The sequence below is a fragment of the Aestuariimicrobium soli genome (assembly GCF_051192575.1).
GTDB lineage: Bacteria > Actinomycetota > Actinomycetes > Propionibacteriales > Propionibacteriaceae > Aestuariimicrobium > Aestuariimicrobium soli.
Genome location: NZ_JBPJSQ010000003.1, coordinates 13,969 through 28,818 on the forward strand (window position 1 = coordinate 13,969; position 14,850 = coordinate 28,818).

General features: G+C 69.9%; 16 protein-coding genes. 10 read left to right on the top strand and 6 right to left on the bottom strand.

What is annotated here, in order from left to right; all coding sequences use genetic code 11:
* The first annotated feature begins 104 nt into the window (after positions 1–104).
* Genes ACSDQ9_RS03770 through ACSDQ9_RS03785 form a run of 4 tightly spaced genes read left to right on the top strand, consistent with a single transcriptional unit; the run spans position 105 to position 3,742 of the window.
* Positions 105–1,754, top strand: coding sequence for an MFS transporter (locus tag ACSDQ9_RS03770; protein WP_435143810.1), 1,650 nt, complete (start codon positions 105–107; stop codon positions 1,752–1,754).
* Positions 1,755–1,764: 10 nt separating this feature from the next.
* Positions 1,765–2,328 carry an AAA family ATPase gene (locus ACSDQ9_RS03775; RefSeq protein WP_435143813.1) on the top strand — a complete coding sequence of 188 codons (564 nt, stop codon included), beginning with the start codon at positions 1,765–1,767 and terminating at the stop codon, positions 2,326–2,328.
* 32 nt (positions 2,329–2,360) lie between these two features.
* Positions 2,361–2,540, top strand: a complete 180-nt coding sequence (locus tag ACSDQ9_RS03780; protein ID WP_435143815.1) for a DUF5302 domain-containing protein — start codon at positions 2,361–2,363, stop codon at positions 2,538–2,540.
* Entirely contained in the window at positions 2,540–3,742 is a 1,203-nt protein-coding gene (locus ACSDQ9_RS03785) for a glycosyl hydrolase family 28-related protein (RefSeq protein ID WP_435143818.1), read from the top strand. Before ACSDQ9_RS03780 ends, ACSDQ9_RS03785 begins: the two co-directional genes overlap by 1 nt.
* Here the strand turns inward: ACSDQ9_RS03785 and ACSDQ9_RS03790 are convergent.
* Positions 3,732–4,814 (bottom strand): branched-chain amino acid aminotransferase, encoded by a 1,083-nt coding sequence (locus tag ACSDQ9_RS03790; protein ID WP_435143821.1) that lies wholly within the window; start codon positions 4,812–4,814, stop codon positions 3,732–3,734. The two genes, ACSDQ9_RS03785 and ACSDQ9_RS03790, sit on opposite strands and share 11 nt — an antisense overlap.
* Positions 4,815–5,027: 213 nt before the next feature.
* Between ACSDQ9_RS03790 and ACSDQ9_RS03795 the strand changes: the two genes are divergently transcribed.
* From ACSDQ9_RS03795 to ACSDQ9_RS03810, 4 genes are all read left to right on the top strand, one after another.
* Positions 5,028–5,783, top strand: a complete 756-nt coding sequence (locus ACSDQ9_RS03795) for a hypothetical protein (protein WP_435143823.1) — start codon at positions 5,028–5,030, stop codon at positions 5,781–5,783.
* A gap of 294 nt (positions 5,784–6,077) precedes the next feature.
* Positions 6,078–6,350 carry a WhiB family transcriptional regulator gene (locus ACSDQ9_RS03800; protein ID WP_435144906.1) on the top strand — a complete coding sequence of 91 codons (273 nt, stop codon included), beginning with the start codon at positions 6,078–6,080 and terminating at the stop codon, positions 6,348–6,350.
* A 37-nt stretch (positions 6,351–6,387) separates the two neighbouring features.
* On the top strand, positions 6,388–7,173 hold the full coding sequence (locus ACSDQ9_RS03805; RefSeq protein ID WP_435143826.1) for a PIG-L deacetylase family protein: 786 nt from the start codon (positions 6,388–6,390) through the stop codon (positions 7,171–7,173).
* Complete coding sequence (locus ACSDQ9_RS03810) at positions 7,173–7,742, top strand: hypothetical protein (protein ID WP_435143828.1); 570 nt, start codon at positions 7,173–7,175, stop codon at positions 7,740–7,742. Before ACSDQ9_RS03805 ends, ACSDQ9_RS03810 begins: the two co-directional genes overlap by 1 nt.
* 38 nt (positions 7,743–7,780) lie before the next feature.
* Here the strand turns inward: ACSDQ9_RS03810 and ACSDQ9_RS03815 are convergent, their stop codons facing one another.
* Both ACSDQ9_RS03815 and ACSDQ9_RS03820 read right to left on the bottom strand, forming a co-directional pair.
* Complete coding sequence (locus tag ACSDQ9_RS03815; RefSeq protein WP_435143830.1) at positions 7,781–8,830, bottom strand: DUF2330 domain-containing protein; 1,050 nt, start codon at positions 8,828–8,830, stop codon at positions 7,781–7,783.
* A gap of 61 nt (positions 8,831–8,891) precedes the next feature.
* A complete protein-coding gene (locus tag ACSDQ9_RS03820) occupies positions 8,892–9,872 on the bottom strand; it encodes a ribose-phosphate diphosphokinase (RefSeq protein ID WP_435143832.1) in 981 nt (326 codons plus the stop codon).
* A 143-nt stretch (positions 9,873–10,015) separates the two neighbouring features.
* Between ACSDQ9_RS03820 and ACSDQ9_RS03825 the strand changes: the two genes are divergently transcribed.
* Entirely contained in the window at positions 10,016–10,441 is a 426-nt protein-coding gene (locus tag ACSDQ9_RS03825; protein ID WP_435143835.1) for a COX15/CtaA family protein, read from the top strand.
* Positions 10,442–10,449: 8 nt separating this feature from the next.
* Here ACSDQ9_RS03825 and ACSDQ9_RS03830 read toward each other — a convergent pair whose 3' ends face one another.
* The 3 genes from ACSDQ9_RS03830 to ACSDQ9_RS03840 all read right to left on the bottom strand — a co-directional run bounded on the left by ACSDQ9_RS03830 (position 10,450) and on the right by ACSDQ9_RS03840 (position 12,759).
* Positions 10,450–11,379: an aminotransferase class IV gene (locus ACSDQ9_RS03830; protein WP_435143837.1), complete on the bottom strand. Its 930-nt coding sequence runs from the start codon at positions 11,377–11,379 to the stop codon at positions 10,450–10,452.
* Positions 11,380–11,398: 19 nt separating this feature from the next.
* Positions 11,399–11,842 carry an SRPBCC family protein gene (locus ACSDQ9_RS03835; RefSeq protein WP_435143839.1) on the bottom strand — a complete coding sequence of 148 codons (444 nt, stop codon included), beginning with the start codon at positions 11,840–11,842 and terminating at the stop codon, positions 11,399–11,401.
* A gap of 368 nt (positions 11,843–12,210) precedes the next feature.
* Positions 12,211–12,759, bottom strand: a complete 549-nt coding sequence (locus ACSDQ9_RS03840) for a YceI family protein (RefSeq protein ID WP_435143841.1) — start codon at positions 12,757–12,759, stop codon at positions 12,211–12,213.
* A gap of 207 nt (positions 12,760–12,966) precedes the next feature.
* On the opposite strand from ACSDQ9_RS03840, the gene ACSDQ9_RS03845 reads away from it, so the two are divergent.
* Positions 12,967–14,847: a DEAD/DEAH box helicase gene (locus ACSDQ9_RS03845; protein ID WP_435143844.1), complete on the top strand. Its 1,881-nt coding sequence runs from the start codon at positions 12,967–12,969 to the stop codon at positions 14,845–14,847.
* The last annotated feature ends 3 nt before the right edge of the window (positions 14,848–14,850 follow it).

Consider the following 14,850-nt stretch of genomic DNA (forward strand, 5'->3'; position numbering starts at 1 on the left):
GACGGGCGTGCACGGTGGGTTGGGGAGGCATGACAGTGACTCTCTGAACCCTTGACCCCCTTGAGCGGCGGCCCGAGAGTTGGTGCTGACCGACGAGGAGCCTGATGTCAGCCGAACCACGAACCACGCCCCAGCCCAGCACCCCCCAGCCCAGCACAGCCGAGACCGGCGCGCTGGCGCCGCTGCGTCGTCCGCTGTTCGCGCTGCTCTGGGCAGGCGTGCTGATCTCGGGCTTCGGCAGCTGGATGCAGAACGTCGGCGCCCAGTGGACCTTCGTCAACGCCCCGAACGCGGCGGTGATCGTCTCGATCGTGCAGGCGGCCACCCCCCTGCCGATGCTTCTGCTGGCGCTGCCGGGCGGAGTGCTGGCCGACAGCTTCGACCGCCGACACATCCTGATCGTGACCCAGATCTACTTCGCCCTGGTCTCGACCACGATCGCGGTGCTGTCGTTCGGCAACCAGCTCACGGCCGTCACGCTGATCGCCCTCACCCTCGCCGTCGGTGCCGGCATGGCGCTGCAGTTGCCGACCTGGTCGGCGCTCATCCCCGAGGTGCTGCCGCGCGAGGAACTGCGCGCCGCGGCCCGCCTCGACATGGTGTCGGTGAACCTCTCGCGCGCCGCCGGCCCGGCCGTCGCCGGGCTGGTGATCGCTGGCCTCGGCGTCTCGTGGACCTTCCTCTTGAACGCCTTCTCGGTGATCCCGATGCTGCTGGTCGTGGCTCTGTGGCGTCGTTCCCGCGCGCAGCGCTCGGGCCAGCGCGAGCGCTTCCTGCCCGCGCTGCTGACCGGGTCGCGGTACGTGCGACACGATCCGGTGGTGCGCCGCATCCTGGTGCGGCTGGGGCTGTTCGTCGTGCCCGCCACCTCGATCTGGGCGCTGCTGGCCATCATCGCGACCCGCCGGTTGGGGCTCGGTGCCGGCGGCTACGGGCTGCTCTACACCGCGTTCGGGCTGGGCCCAGTGGCGGGTGCGCTGGTGATCCCGCGGGTGCGCCGACTGGTGTCGACCAACGCCCTGTTGGTGATCACGGGCCTGCTCTACGCCGTCTGTCTGGCCGGCGTGGTGTGGGTGCCCGGCATCGTCGCGGCTGCACCGCTGCTGATGGTGGTCGGGGCTGGCTGGATGGCCGCCACCTCGACGTTCATCGCCGAACTGCAGCTGGTGTTGCCCGCCTGGGTCAGGGCCTGCGCGATCGGCATCTACATGATGACCTTCACCGGCTCTCAGGCCGTGGCCGCGCCGGTGTGGGGTCTGGTCGCCCAGCGCTTCGAGGTGCAGTGGGCGATCGTGGCAGCCGCCGCCACCGTGGCCCTCACCACGCTGATCGGCATGATCTGGCTGCCGCTGCCCGACACCTCACACCGCGACCCCTCGCCCGTCAAGTACTGGGGCGACGCCCGCCTGGTGCTGGCCGACGACCCGGGTCAGGGGGCCGTGATGGTGGTCTGCGAGTACACCATCGCCGCCGAGAACGAGACCGCCTGGCTCGAGGCGATGGAGCCGATGCGCCGCAGTCGCCTGCGCTCGGGCGCCTTCCGGTGGGACCTGTTCCGCGTCGCCGAGCATCCGGGGGTCTTCCACGAGGTCTTCGAGGTCTCCAGCTGGGCCGAACACGTGCTGCAGCACGAGGGTGGACGACTCACCCGCGACGACCAGCGCATCGAGGAGCGGGCGCTGGGGTTCTCGCACCCACCGGTCGTCACCCGTCACCTGGTGCCGCCCTCACCCGCATCACCGGTCGAGTCCTAGACTTCGGCGAATGGATCGTCCCACCCTGCACCTGACCGTCGGTCTGCCCGGCACGGGCAAGACCACTCTCGCCCGGCACATCGCGGACGAGACCGGTGCCCTGCGCCTCACCCCCGATGAATGGATGCGGCCCCTGTTCGGGGTCTCCGACGTCGACGGCAAGCGCGACGTGCTCGAGGGACGCCTGATCTGGACCGGCTTCCAGGCCCTGCGCGGCGGTCTCTCGACGATCCTCGACTTCGGCTGTTGGTCGCCCGAGGAGCGCTGGGCGATCCGTGACCTGGCCCGGCTCGCGGGGGCCGACTTCCGGCTGCACCACCTCACCCTTCCCGAGTACGAGCGCCGCGCCCGCTGCGACCAACGCTGGCTCGAGACCCCGCACGAGACCTTCGAGATGACCGCGGCCGACCACGACCTCTACGCGACCCAGTGCATTCCCCCGAGTGCGGACGAGCTCGCCGGTCACCCCATGCCCGCACCGGCCGACGGGCACGAGTCGTGGGCGGCCTGGGCCTCGTCCCGCTGGCCGGGTCTGCCGCGACTCGACCTGTCGACGGAGACCAAAAGCCGCTGACGAGCTGGCCCCGCCTGTGCCACAGTGGGCCCATGAGTAGCGACGAGAAGCCGATCGATCCCAAGGAAGCGATGCGGCGGGCCCTGGAGAAGAAGAACCAGGCCTCGCACGCCTCGGCCGCGGCCGGCCCGAACGCCGACCAGAAGCTCGCCGGGGGTCCGCACGGTCAGGCCGGCGGCAAGCGCGTGTTCCGACGCAAGTCGGGCGGCTGATGCCGGCCTCCAGCCCCGATCAGGAACAGTTCGACCGACTCGCCGCGCGCCTCGATGACCTCGAGGCGCGCGGTGGTGCTCTGCCCCACCCCGAGGCCGAGGACGTGCGCCGGCACGGGGCGGTGGGCGACGGCGCCACCGACGACACCGAGGCCGTCGAGGCGGCCTGCCGGGCGGCGGGTCGCGATGGCACGGTCTTCTTCGGGCGGGGCCGGTTCCTGGTCACGCGACGCATCGTGCTTCCCCTGGGGCAGCAGTGGCAGGGGCCCGGCATCGCCGAAACGGGGCCGGGTGAGGTGCCCACCCACGCCATCCTCACCCGCGTGCCCGACGGCCCGGCCATCGAGGCGTCGTACAACACGGTCTTCCGCTCGCTGCGCATCGAGGGCGATGGCACCGGCCACGGCATGGTGCTGCGTGGATCGGTGCGGTTCGACGAGGTCAGCCTGCAGGGCTACGACCTGGCGATCAGTTGCGACAAGCTCTGGTACGGCCATCTGCAGGGGTTGCGGCTGTACCGCAACCGCGTCGGCCTGCGCGTCGACATCGCCTACAACCTCACCCTGATCGCGCCGCGCATCAACTGCAGCGACGTCGACGGTGTTCCCGGGGTGGGCATCGAGCTCGCCCACAACGTCGACCTGAAGATCTTCGGTGGCGCGATCGAGGCCTACCGGGTGGGCATCCGCACCGGCAATCAGGACTCGGTGCACCTGCACTCGGTCTACTTCGAGTCGAACGCCCCCCGGCCCGAGGCGCTCGGCGACGACGGCGCGGTCGGGGTGCAGCTGAGCGGCACCCGGTCGACCACCGTCACGGCTCTGGGCTGTTACGTCTATCTCACCCACCATGCGGCCTGGATCGACGCCGACGTTGTCGACACCACCGGCAGCCTGGTGGCGATGGGGAACACGTTCAAGGGCGGCAACCCGCGCGGTGACAGGCGCAACCTGGCCTATCGCTGGGCGAACGGGTCGGCGATGCGGGTGTCGTTGACCGGTGACCAGTGGACGCAGGTGCAGCACAAGGACAACGCCAGTTACCTCGCCCCGGGGTCGGCGCTGCCGCTGCACGCCCAGGTCTCGCCGCCACCCGGGTCGCGGGCCACCGACCCTGTCAACCAGGTGCGGGCGCTGGCCTCACCCTTCGTCCGGACGATGGCGAGGGTCGGGCGACGGGTCGCCAACCGGCTCAGCCGGTGACCTTGACCAGCCAGCCGCGGGTGTCGGGCACTCGTCCGTACTGCAGGTCGAGCAGGTGCTGACGCAGCTCGGCGGTCACGCGGCCGACCGAGCCGTCGCCGACGGTGAGGTCGTCCCCGTCGGGTGAGGAGAACCCCGTGATGGGGGTGACGACCGCGGCGGTGCCGCACGCGAACACCTCGGTGATGGTGCCGTCGAGCAGGCGGGTGCGCACCTCGGCGAACTCGATGGGCCGCTCGCTGCGCCGCAACCCGTGCTCGGCGGCCAGTTCGAGCAGCGAGTCGCGGGTCACCCCTTCGAGGATGGTGCCGCTGGTGGCCGGGGTGAGCAGTTCGCCGTCGGAGGTGACGAACATGATGTTCATCGTGCCGCACTCCTCGACCCAGCGATGCTCGGCGCCGTCGAGCCAGAGCACCTGGCCGCAGCCGTGCTCGGCGGCCTCGTCCGCGGCCCGCAGCGAGGCCGCGTAGTTGCCGCCGCACTTGGCCGCCCCCGTGCCGCCAATGGCGGCGCGCGAGTAGGTGGGGGTCACCCACAGCTTCAGCGGCTGGGAGTAGTAGGCGCCGGCCGGGGTGGCGAGCACGCAGTAGGTGTACTGCTTGGCGGCGCGCACACCGATCAGCCGCTCGGTGCCGAACATGAACGGACGAAGGTAGAGGTTCTGCTCGCCGTCGGGTGCGGGCACCCAGTCGCGGTCGAGATCGACGACGGTCTGCAGCGAGGCGAGGAAGTCGTCGACGGCCAGCGGCGGCATCGCCAGTCGTTCGGCGGAACGCTGGAAGCGGCGGGCGTTCAGCTCGGGCCGGAACAGCCAGACCGAGCCGTCGTCGTGGCGGTAGGCCTTGAGCCCCTCGAAGATCTCCTGGCCGTAGTGCAGGGCAGCCGTCGACGGGTGCAGCTGCAGGGGGCCCTGGGCGACCACTTCGAGCTGGTGCCAGCCACGATCGCTCGACCACTGGGCCAGCGCCATGTGGTCGGTGAAGTGTTCGCCGAAGGTGGGCGCAGCCAGAATCTCGTCCCGGGCCTCGGGGGCGGTGGGAGAGGGGTGCTCGGCGACGACGAAGGAGCTCATGCGTGCAGGCTATTCCCGCCCGTCGCGCTCGTGACGGTCGGTTCGCACCGTGAGCGAAGTCCGGGCCGGGTTGTGTTGCCGCTCCAATCCTGAGAAACTCTAAGGGTTGTGAGGGTGGTGGGCTGCGGCCCGCGTGCTCTCCACTGTCATCCGGCCCCTGTCGTCTCGTCTGTGTGATCGCGAGTTGGGGCCCGTCCACCTGGAGGGAAGTTCGTGCGTTCTGCACTGATCGGCCTCGTCGGCGCCGTCATCTTCGGTTTCGGCGGCTGGCTGCCCGCTCCCCCCAGCGCGCTCCCGGTAGCCCCCTCGCTGACGTCGACCGCCGTCGACGGTATTCCCGATCCGTGCATCGCCAAGCACCCGTGGCCCGCCAGCGCGACACCGGTCGCCACCCGTCGGGCGATGGAGAAGGCGTTCGGCCTGCAGCTGTCGGGGTCGGGGTGGACGAACCCGGGCTCTCGTCCGTTGGTGAAGATCGTCTGGGAGACCCTGGACGCCCTCAACTGCACCACCTACCTGGACGACCTGCGGCGGAACGCGAAGCAGCCCGTGATCAAGATCCACGCCGGCCCGACCCGCAGCTGGGCCTGGGGCGACTGGGGGCTCACCAACCCCGGCAAGCTGACCTTCGACTTCGCCAAGTGGCAGTCCGCCTACCCCGCTGACAAGGGACGACTCGTGCGCATCGTGGTGCACGAGCTCGGCCACATGCACCAGATGGGTGCCAGCCGCGACCAGGCCAGCTTCCGTGGCCTCTACCAGCGCAACGGGGGCTTCTCGAAGTACGGCTCGTACTCGATGTCGGAGACGATGAGCGAGGTCATCGGCTACTACGTGGCCCGCTGCGCCCTCGAGAACCCCTACGACCAGGCCGGTCCCCAGGAGCGCGCCTACTACCAGTGGGCCCGCGAGACCATCTTCAACGGGGTCGAGTTCGGCCCGGCGGTGGGGCAGAAGCCCTCCTGCTGAGCCGCGGCGTCGACTGCCTGCGAGGTTGCCTGAAATCCGTCGGCGACCCCTTGACAGCGCACCACCGGATGGGTTGAATGCCCTCCCATTGTCGATACGACTATGGGAAACGCGCCCGTTGCCCACCGGAGCGCGGGTTGTTCGGTTTGGTCACGAATTGGTCACGGACAAACCCTTGCCAGCGACCCTGTGGCGTGGTTGGCTGATGGAGCAGTGCAACTCCAAGGCGGGTCCTGCCGCAACGGCGCGGGGACCGCACGACAACCTAGGGAGGCCACGGTGACCACCGTTCAGATGAGTTCGTGGGTTGAAATGGCTCGTTGCCGGGGTGCGGAGGATGACCTCTTCCCCGAAGGCAAGCAGCAGAAGCGTGCGGCAGCCGTGTGCGTGGGGTGCCCCGTGCGGGCCAACTGCCTCGCCGAAGCGTTGGACCACCGCATCGAGTGGGGCATCTGGGGCGGCATGACCGAGCGTGAGCGGCGCGCCCTGCTGCGTCAGCGTCCCGACGTGAAGAACTGGCACGAGGTGCTGGTCGAGGCGCCCCAGCACCAGGCCGAGGCCAGCTGAGCTCACACTGCTGAGCCCCACCACTACAGTGGGGCGCATGGCCACGATCGTCTTCCTGCACGCCCACCCCGACGACGAGGCCTCGGGCACCGCGGGAACAATGGCTCGTGCCACCCAATTGGGCCACCGCGTGGTCTGGATCTGCGCCACCAACGGCGAACACGGCACCGCCCCCGAGGGCTGCACCACGCCGCAGGAAGTGGCCGCCCACCGTCGCCTCGAGGCCGAACAGAGCCAGCGGGTGCTGGGCATCGACCGGCTGGTCTGGTTGGGCTACACCGACTCGGGCATGACCGGGTGGGAACAGAACGACGACGAGACCAGCTTCGCCCGAGCCAACCCGACCGAGGCCGGTCGTCGGGTCGCCGACGTGTTGGACGAGGAGGATGCCGACGTGCTCGTCGGCTACGACTGGCACGGCAACTACGGCCACCCCGACCACGTGATGGTGCACACCGTGATGAACCAGGCCGCCGCCCAGGCGGCGCGCCACCCGCGGGTGCTGCAGACCACCAGCAACCGCGACCGCCAGCGCAGCATGATCGACGAGGCGAAGGCGGCCGGGTTCGACATCGACTTCGACCCCGACGGCCCCGCCGACGACGGCAACCCGATGGGGACCCCGGCGGCCGAGCTGCAGTGGGAGGTCGACGTGACCACCCACATCGAGCAGAAGCGACAGGCGCTGCAGGCCCACGGCTCGCAGTCCGACGTGCAGATGCTGCTGTCGTTTCCCGAACCGGGCTTCACCCAGTCGTTCGGGTACGAGTACTTCATCGAGGAAGGCCTTGATCAGCCGATGACCACGGGCTGGCCCTTCTGATGTCCGAGGGGATCGGCGGGCTCACGTCGATCGAGCCCGCGGGCACGTCGCGGCGCCGTCGACGGCCTGCCAGCCACCGACGGACGCCGATCGCTCCCGAGGTGCAGCCGTTGCCGATCTGGCAGATCGTCGTGCGGGTGGTGATCGTGCTGGCGGTGGCCATGGCGGTCTCGAGCCTGTGCCTGTGGCTGGGGATCACCTACACGGGCGGTGCGGATGCCGCGGAGGGGGCCGTGAACGCCGGCACGCTGACGCAGTTCGTCTTGGCCACGGCGGGCGCGTTGTTCGGGAGTTTCGTGCTGCCGGCCCTGATCACCGTGCTGGCGGCCCGCTTCCACATGCGCAGGTCCAGACGAACGGCGTGGCTCGTGGCCAGCGTGCTCTACCTGGCCCTCACTCTGCTGACGGTGCTCGCTGGCCTGGTGGCGCTGGGCAGCGGGTTGATCGGCCAGGGCTTGAGGCTGGCGCTGCCGGGGCTGCTGGCAGTCGCCGTGCTCACGATTCCGCCGGCACCATGGCTGGTGCGCCCGGTTCGCCGGGCCGGTGGCAGTCGCCCGTCGCGCGGCTGAAAGCTGCCGGGTCAGGGCCCCGGTCTGCACGGCAGGGCTCAGGCGGCCCGGCGTCGTCCGCGGGCGAGCAGCCACCAGAACAGGCCACCCGCCGCGAGCACCGGCACCCCGAGCACCAACACCCCACCGAGCACGCGCCCGGGAGTGGTGTCGCGCTGCCAGATGACCTCCTGGTGAGGAGCGTCAGGAGTCTGCTCGAACAGGTAGTCACCGGTGATCCGGTCGGGGTCGAGCGTCGCCTCGAACGCCGTCAGGTACACCCGCGGCGACCCCTTCGCCGTGGAGTCGCCGAGACCGGAGGTTCGTCCGACGACGGCGGGGTCGACCTCACCGGCGAACACGGTGCGCAGCGGGTTCGCGGACGACGCCTCGGTGGCGACCTTCACCTGGAACGGCGCGGCCACGAACAGCCGCACGGGCTGCCACCGACTGGCGTGCTGGCTCAGCGCCATCGGGTAGACGATCTGCTGGGTGGGGAAGCTCATGCGCAGCGGCGGCAGGCTGCCGCTGAAGGCGCCGGATGCCTCGGGCAGCAGTTCGACGGCCTGGATCGTCCAGCCTTGGTCGAGGTAGCGCTGGAAGGTGGGCAGTTGCTCGTCGGCGGTCGGGAAGTCGTGCTCCTGCAGCCATTGCGTCACCGATGAGGCGTCGGTGCCGCTCAGGGTCGACACCCGGAAGTGGCCGACCTCGGTGGTGGTGACCTGCACCTTCGAGCCGCTCGGGGGAGCCCCCGCGGCGGCCCGATCGCCGTCGTCCCAGGGCAGTCGGGGAGTCCAGTCGAGACGCGTGCGGGTGACCGGACGAATGGCCGCGCTCAGTTTGTCGACATCGACGCTGCCCAGCGCGAGGGTGGTCGACGGCGGAGTCGGCATGATCCAGGCGGCGCGGTCGGTCGGCCGCGCCAACCGCAGCAACAGGTCGACCTGCTCGGTGGTTCCGTCGAAGGTGATCAGCGACTGTTCGCCGTCGACCTCGGCACCGGGGGCGGCCCCACAGGCGCAGGCGCGGGCGGTCAGCGGCGAGGCGAGGCTGCCGAGCAGGGCGAGCGCCACTGCAGCGACAAGGGTGAGCAGGCGTCGCGGAAACATGCCCCCACGGTAGGGCGCTTCGGGGTCGCGGACGAGGCCCGAGCTGGCCGCTCGGGCGAACTCAGAAGAGGCCGTCCGGCGGGGGCGGCGGGGCGTAGGCCGGGTCGACCCCGCGGAACAGCTTCGAGATCGACCGGCCCTCGTTGATGCGGCGGATGGCGCCCGCGAACAGGGGCGCGACGCTGCGCACCTCGAGCGCATCCCAGTTGTCGGGGCTGGGCACGGTGTTGGTGGTGACCACCTCGGTGATCATCGGGTGGTTCGAGAGCCGTTCCACCGCCTTGCCCGCGAACAGCCCGTGCGTGCAGGCCACACTCGCCTCGGTGGCGCCGAAGTCGGCGAGCCGATCCATCAGTTCGACGATCGACCCGCCGGTGGCGATCTCGTCGTCGAGCACGATGGCCTTCTTGCCCGCCACGTCGCCGACGATCGAGTCGATCACCACCTTGTCGTCCGCGACCCGTCGCTTCGAACCGGCGGCCACCGGCAGGTTCAGCAACCGCGCGAACTGGGTGGCCGTCTTGGCGTTGCCGAGGTCGGGGGAGACGACGATGTGGTCCGACAGGTCCTTGCCGCGGTAGTGGTCGGCCAGCACGCCGATCGCGGTCAGGTGGTCGACCGGGCACGAGAAGAAACCGTGCACCTGCGGGGCGTGCAGGGCCATGGTGAGCACGCGGCTGACGCCGGCGGTGACCAGCATGTCGGCGACCAGCCGGCCGCCCAGCGAGATGCGTGAGGCGTCCTTCTTGTCGGAGCGGGCGTAGGCGTAGTGCGGCATCACGGCGGTGATCTGGTTGGCCGAGGCGCCGCGGGCGGCGTCGATCATCATCAGCAGTTCCATCAGGTGTTCCTGGGTCGGAGGCACCAGCGGCTGAATGATGTAGACGTCCTTCTTGCGGCAGTTCGCCAACAACTGGGCCTGCAGGCAGTCGTTCGAGAAACGACTGATGGTGGCCCGGCTCAGGGGTACGTCGAGGCACTCGGCAATCTCGGACGCCAAGCCCTGGTGGGCAGAGCCGGAGAACAGGACGACGTCTTTCATGCCCACCCCTGTGGTTGAGTCGTGTGGCCGGTGCTGGCTGCGATGGGCACAGACTAGTCGCCCGAGCGCGGTGTCGAGGCGTCAACCAATCGGACGACGGGCCCGGGCGGCATCGTCCGTGGCCACGGGCCTAGGCTGAGGTCATGACTCAAGCCGTTGCTGACGCCACTGTCTCGCCCGCCACCAAGCGTCTGCGGGTCGCCGCGATTGCCGCCCTCGTGCTCGTGGGGCTGCAGGTCGTGCTGGGCGGCGCGCTGGCCGCGCAGATCACCGCCATCGAAATCGTGCACGCCATCGTGGCCTACACGCTGTTCCTGGTCACCATCGTGATGGCGGTGCTGGCCTGGGGTCACGCGAAGGCCGTGGGCCGCAAGGGGGTCTTCTTCCACGGCGTGGCGATCCCGGTGTTGATGGTGGTGCAGATCGGGCTGGGCTCGATGGAGGTCACCATCGTCCACATGATTCTCGGCCTGGCGATCGCGGTGGCGATCGGCGCGCTCTACGCCATGGTCGCCAAGGTTCCCGGCGAGCCCGACCCCGAGGACGAGGTCGACCTGATCGAGGAGTGACGACCCGCTCAGAAGCCGATCCAGCCGCGCACCCGGGTCGTCCACTCGGGTGACTGCGGCATCGGCTGCTCGTCGAACCGGGTGACCGGGGCGGCTCCGCGCACCGACGACACGAACCAGGCGGCGTCGGCGGCGCACACCTGCTCGGGGGTCTGCAGCACCAGTTCGGTCGCCACCCCCTCGGCCTCGGCCGCCTCGAACAGCACCGCCTGGGTGATGGAGGCGAGCACCCCGGTGCCCTCGATCGGGGTGCTGCGCAGCACCGGACGATCGTCCGCGACCCCGTGCAGGGTGATCAGCGCCGCATTCGGACCCTCGAGCACGTACCCGTCGGTGCTGGTCAGCAGCACCTCGTCGCACCCGCGGCGGGCCGCCTCCCGCTTGACGGCCATGTTGACGCCGTAACTGAGGGTCTTCACCCCGCCCAGCAGCCAGCGGGCGTCTCGGTGGGAGTAGGCGGACGACCCCCGCGACAGCAGGGTGACGCCGATGCCGTGGCGCAACCGCAGGGCACCCTCGCTGATCGGGGTGATGGTCAGCGCCTGCGTCGGCGCCGAACCGAAGGACTCCTGGCCGCGGGTCCACATCATCTTGACGATGGCCTCACCGGGAACGGTCCAGGCCGTGACGGCCTCGTCGATCAGGGCCCGCCAGGTGGGTTCGTCGAGGGGGTCGCCGTCCATGCCGGCGATGCTGCGCGCGAACCGGGCCAGATGGCGGTCGAGGTGGTCGACGGTCGAGGTGCCGTCGGGGGCGGTGACCAACCGAGTGGCGTCGAAGACCCCGTCGCCGCGGGTGAAGCCGAGGTCATCGACGGTGATGACCTCGGCGTCTCGGTCGCCGGGGAGCGGCGCGAGGTGGGGAGGGGTCGCTCCCGAGACGATGCCTCGTCCGACGATGCTGACCAGTTGAGCTGGGCTGACCAGGTGGGCTGCCATGACGACAGCCTATGACCGCTCAGCTGGCGCGCGCCGCGACCTCTTCGACGAGGTGCAGGTTGACCAGCCGGTCGACCGTGTCGTGCCAGCCGGTGAGGTAGTCCTGACGGCCGGCGGGCGAGGGCTCGGTCATGGTGTGGGTGATCCGCACGGCGGTCTTGCGGCCGCGTGGGGTGAACGTGACCCGAACGTGGTCGGTGACGGGCGGGCCGTCGTCCTCCCAGATCCAGCTGAACTCGAGCGCCCCGAACTTCTCGACCACGATGTAGTCACCGTGCACCCCGATGCCGGCCGCGGCGCTGGCGAAGCGGTAGCGGTGGAACGGGCGCGGGTCGATCTGGTAGGTGGTGTCGCGCAGGTGCGGCCACCACCACTGTGACAAGCCGTCCTCGGTCGTGCACAGGGTCCACAGGTCCTGGACCGACAGAGGAACGACAACTTCGATGACCATCGGATCAGTCATGACAGGCCCCCTTCGGCTGGTCTCCAGTCTCGTCGCTGGCGGGCGCTGGATCAAGGGGTGCGAGGGACTGCGGGTGTGAATTTCGAGACGTCCACGGCCTGTCGGCTTGCGGAACCGCTTCTTGCAGCGCTGCAATTCGGCGGCTTTGGGTGGGTCGGGTTTCCTGGCTCTCTGGCGCGCCGGCCCGTATCTGCCCACCTTTCGTGCATCTGCCGCCTCTGCAAAGGTGGCAGATGCACGCAAGGTGGGCAGATGGCAGCAACGTGGGCAGTCGGCAGGGCGGAGGGGCGGCCATACAGACGTGCGAGACCCCCGGACGACGGCGGTCGTCCGGGGGTCTCGTGGTGATCCCGCGAGGCGGGAAGGGGTCAGGCGGCCTGCTTGATGGCCGAGACCTCGAGCTCGAGGGTGATGTCGTCGCTGACCAGCACGCCACCGGTCTCGAGGGCGGCGTTCCAGGTCAGGCCGAAGTCCTTGCGGCTGATCTTGGTCGAGCCCTCGAAGCCGATGCGCTCGTTGCCGAAGGGGTCGGTGGCGGCGCCGGTGAACTCGAAGGGGATGGTGATCGAGCGGGTCTCGCCCTTGACGGTGAGGTCACCGGTCACGACCAGGTCGTTGCCCTCGATGGCCACGTTGGTCGAGGAGAAGGTCAGGGTGGGGTGGTTCTCGACGTCGAGGAAGTCGGCGCTCTTCACGTGACCGTCGCGGCCCTCGTTGCGCGAGTCGAACGAGGCGGCCTGGATGGTGACGTTGATCGAGGCGCTGGCCGGGTTCTGGCCGTCACCCGAGGCGGTGCCCTCGAACTCGTCGAACGAGCCGCGCACCTTGGTGACCATCGCGTGGCGGGTCACGAAGCCGATGCGGCTGTGGGCGGGGTCGAGAACGAAGGTGCCGTTGAGGTCGGTGAGAGCGGTCATGGGGTTCTCCTTGGGAGGTGGGTGGTCGTGACGTTGGAGGGTTGTTCAAGTTTCAACTACCCGAACACAGCCTAGAACGCCGACGGCGCCCGAGTTTGTTCCCGGGTGAAAAAACTTCTTCAGGTTCGGAGGTGCCGATGAGCGGTCCACCGGCTGACCAGCGGGGTTGAGGGAATGTCGCCGCGGTTGGTTACCCTCGTAGCTCCCATGACTGATCTCCCCGGGCTCTCGGAGCCGACGCCACCCGACCGCGGGGCAGGAGTGTCGTCCGGGGCGAGCACCCCCGCGACGGGCGGGCCGGGCGCTGGTGGGGTCGGGCAGGCGTCCGACTTCGACCACCTGTCGCCGGCCTTCCCCGGGCGCGCCCCGTGGGGCACCGCCAACCGCCTGCGTGCCTGGCAGGCCGAGGCCCTGGGGCAGTACCTCGAGACCAAGCCGCGCGACTTCCTCGCGGTCGCCACCCCCGGCGCCGGCAAGACCACCTTCGCCCTGCGCGTGGCCGCCGAACTTCTGCACGACCGCACCGTCGAGCGGGTGATCGTCGTCTGCCCGACCGAGCACCTGAAGGTGCAGTGGGCCGACGCAGCCGCGCGCGCCGGCATCCAGCTCGACCCGGGCATGGGTGGCTCGTCCCGTCGCGGGCGCAGCAAGCAGTACGTGGGCCTGACGGTCACCTACGCGGGAGTCGCCGCCAACATGTTCGGCTTCCAGGCGCGCGTGGCGAACTTCCGCACCCTGGTGATTCTGGACGAGGTGCACCACGCGGGCGACGCCCTCAGTTGGGGTGACGCCATTCGCGACGCGTTCAAGCTGGCCCGCCACCGGCTGATGCTGACGGGCACCCCGTTCCGGTCGGACGACAACCAGATTCCGTTCGTCACCTACGAGCCCGAGGCCGACGGAGGGCTGCGGTCGCGCGCCGACTACACCTATGGCTACGCCGATGCCCTGCGCGACCACGTGGTTCGTCCAGTGGTGTTCATGAACTACGGCGGGCCGATGCGCTGGCGCACGAAATCGGGCGAGGAGATCGAGGCCAACCTGTCGGAGGCCCTCACCAAAGACCTGACGGGCCACGCCTGGCGCACGGCCCTCGACCCGGCCGGCGAGTGGATCCAGTCGGTGTTGGCGGCCGCCGACCACCGACTCACCGAGGTGCGTCGCCACGTGCCTGATGCGGGCGGCCTGGTGATCTGCACCAATCAGACGGTGGCCCGCGCCTACGCGCGCATTCTCGAAGGCATCACGGGCATGAAGCCCACCGTGGTGCTCTCGGACACGCCGGGGTCGTCCGCGAAGATCGACGACTTCTCGGCCTCCGAGGAGCGCTGGCTGGTGGCGGTGCGCATGGTCTCCGAGGGGGTCGACGTGCCGCGGCTGGCGGTGGGGGTCTACGCCACCTCGACCTCGACGCCGCTGTTCTTCGCCCAGGCGGTCGGGCGCTTCGTCCGGGCACGGCGCCGCGGCGAACTGGCCACCGTGTTCCTGCCCACGGTGCCGATCATCCTCGCCCACGCGACCATGCTCGAGCGGCAGCGCGACCACGTGCTGGGGCGCAAGACCCGCGACGAGGACGGGTTGTGGGACGAGTCGCTGGTCGAGCAGGCCAACCAGTCCGAATCGGCCTCGGACGACCTGCTCGGCCAGTTCGAGGCGCTGCAGTCGCGGGCCGCGTTCGACCACGTGCTGTTCGACACCCAGCAGTACGGCTTCGTGGCGGACGAGGGCGACACCATGACCGGGGTGACGGCCGAGGAGCGCGACTACCTGGGGTTGCCCGGGCTGCTGGAACCCGATCAGGAGATGGCGGTGCTGCTCGCCGAGCGCCAGCGTCGTCATCTGGCCCGCCGCCAGCGGCAGGAGAAGCGCGAGAAGGTGCCCGACGAGGTCTCGCTGCACCGGGCGTTGGCCACCCGGCGCAAGGAGCTGAACACGCTGGTCAGCGCGTTCGCGCGCCAGTCCGGACGACCCCACTCCCACGTGCACGCCGACCTGCGGCGGGAGTGCGGCGGGCCACCGCTGGCCAAGGCGACCACCGAGCAGGTGGAGGCCAGGATCGAGCGCGTGAAGAAGTGGTTCGCGGCCTGAGCG

What these genes read in the sequence shown, in the direction of transcription:
- ACSDQ9_RS03770 (WP_435143810.1), top strand. Translation starts at nt 105, where the DNA reads ATGTCAGCCGAACCACGAACCACGCCCCAGCCCAGCACCCCCCAGCCC.
- ACSDQ9_RS03775 (WP_435143813.1), top strand. Translation starts at nt 1,765, where the DNA reads ATGGATCGTCCCACCCTGCACCTGACCGTCGGTCTGCCCGGCACGGGC.
- ACSDQ9_RS03780 (WP_435143815.1), top strand. Translation starts at nt 2,361, where the DNA reads ATGAGTAGCGACGAGAAGCCGATCGATCCCAAGGAAGCGATGCGGCGG.
- ACSDQ9_RS03785 (WP_435143818.1), top strand. Translation starts at nt 2,540, where the DNA reads ATGCCGGCCTCCAGCCCCGATCAGGAACAGTTCGACCGACTCGCCGCG.
- ACSDQ9_RS03790 (WP_435143821.1), bottom strand. Translation starts at nt 4,814, where the DNA reads ATGAGCTCCTTCGTCGTCGCCGAGCACCCCTCTCCCACCGCCCCCGAG.
- ACSDQ9_RS03800 (WP_435144906.1), top strand. Translation starts at nt 6,078, where the DNA reads ATGAGTTCGTGGGTTGAAATGGCTCGTTGCCGGGGTGCGGAGGATGAC.
- ACSDQ9_RS03805 (WP_435143826.1), top strand. Translation starts at nt 6,388, where the DNA reads ATGGCCACGATCGTCTTCCTGCACGCCCACCCCGACGACGAGGCCTCG.
- ACSDQ9_RS03810 (WP_435143828.1), top strand. Translation starts at nt 7,173, where the DNA reads ATGTCCGAGGGGATCGGCGGGCTCACGTCGATCGAGCCCGCGGGCACG.
- ACSDQ9_RS03815 (WP_435143830.1), bottom strand. Translation starts at nt 8,830, where the DNA reads ATGTTTCCGCGACGCCTGCTCACCCTTGTCGCTGCAGTGGCGCTCGCC.
- ACSDQ9_RS03820 (WP_435143832.1), bottom strand. Translation starts at nt 9,872, where the DNA reads ATGAAAGACGTCGTCCTGTTCTCCGGCTCTGCCCACCAGGGCTTGGCG.
- ACSDQ9_RS03825 (WP_435143835.1), top strand. Translation starts at nt 10,016, where the DNA reads ATGACTCAAGCCGTTGCTGACGCCACTGTCTCGCCCGCCACCAAGCGT.
- ACSDQ9_RS03830 (WP_435143837.1), bottom strand. Translation starts at nt 11,379, where the DNA reads ATGGCAGCCCACCTGGTCAGCCCAGCTCAACTGGTCAGCATCGTCGGA.
- ACSDQ9_RS03835 (WP_435143839.1), bottom strand. Translation starts at nt 11,842, where the DNA reads ATGACTGATCCGATGGTCATCGAAGTTGTCGTTCCTCTGTCGGTCCAG.
- ACSDQ9_RS03840 (WP_435143841.1), bottom strand. Translation starts at nt 12,759, where the DNA reads ATGACCGCTCTCACCGACCTCAACGGCACCTTCGTTCTCGACCCCGCC.
- ACSDQ9_RS03845 (WP_435143844.1), top strand. Translation starts at nt 12,967, where the DNA reads ATGACTGATCTCCCCGGGCTCTCGGAGCCGACGCCACCCGACCGCGGG.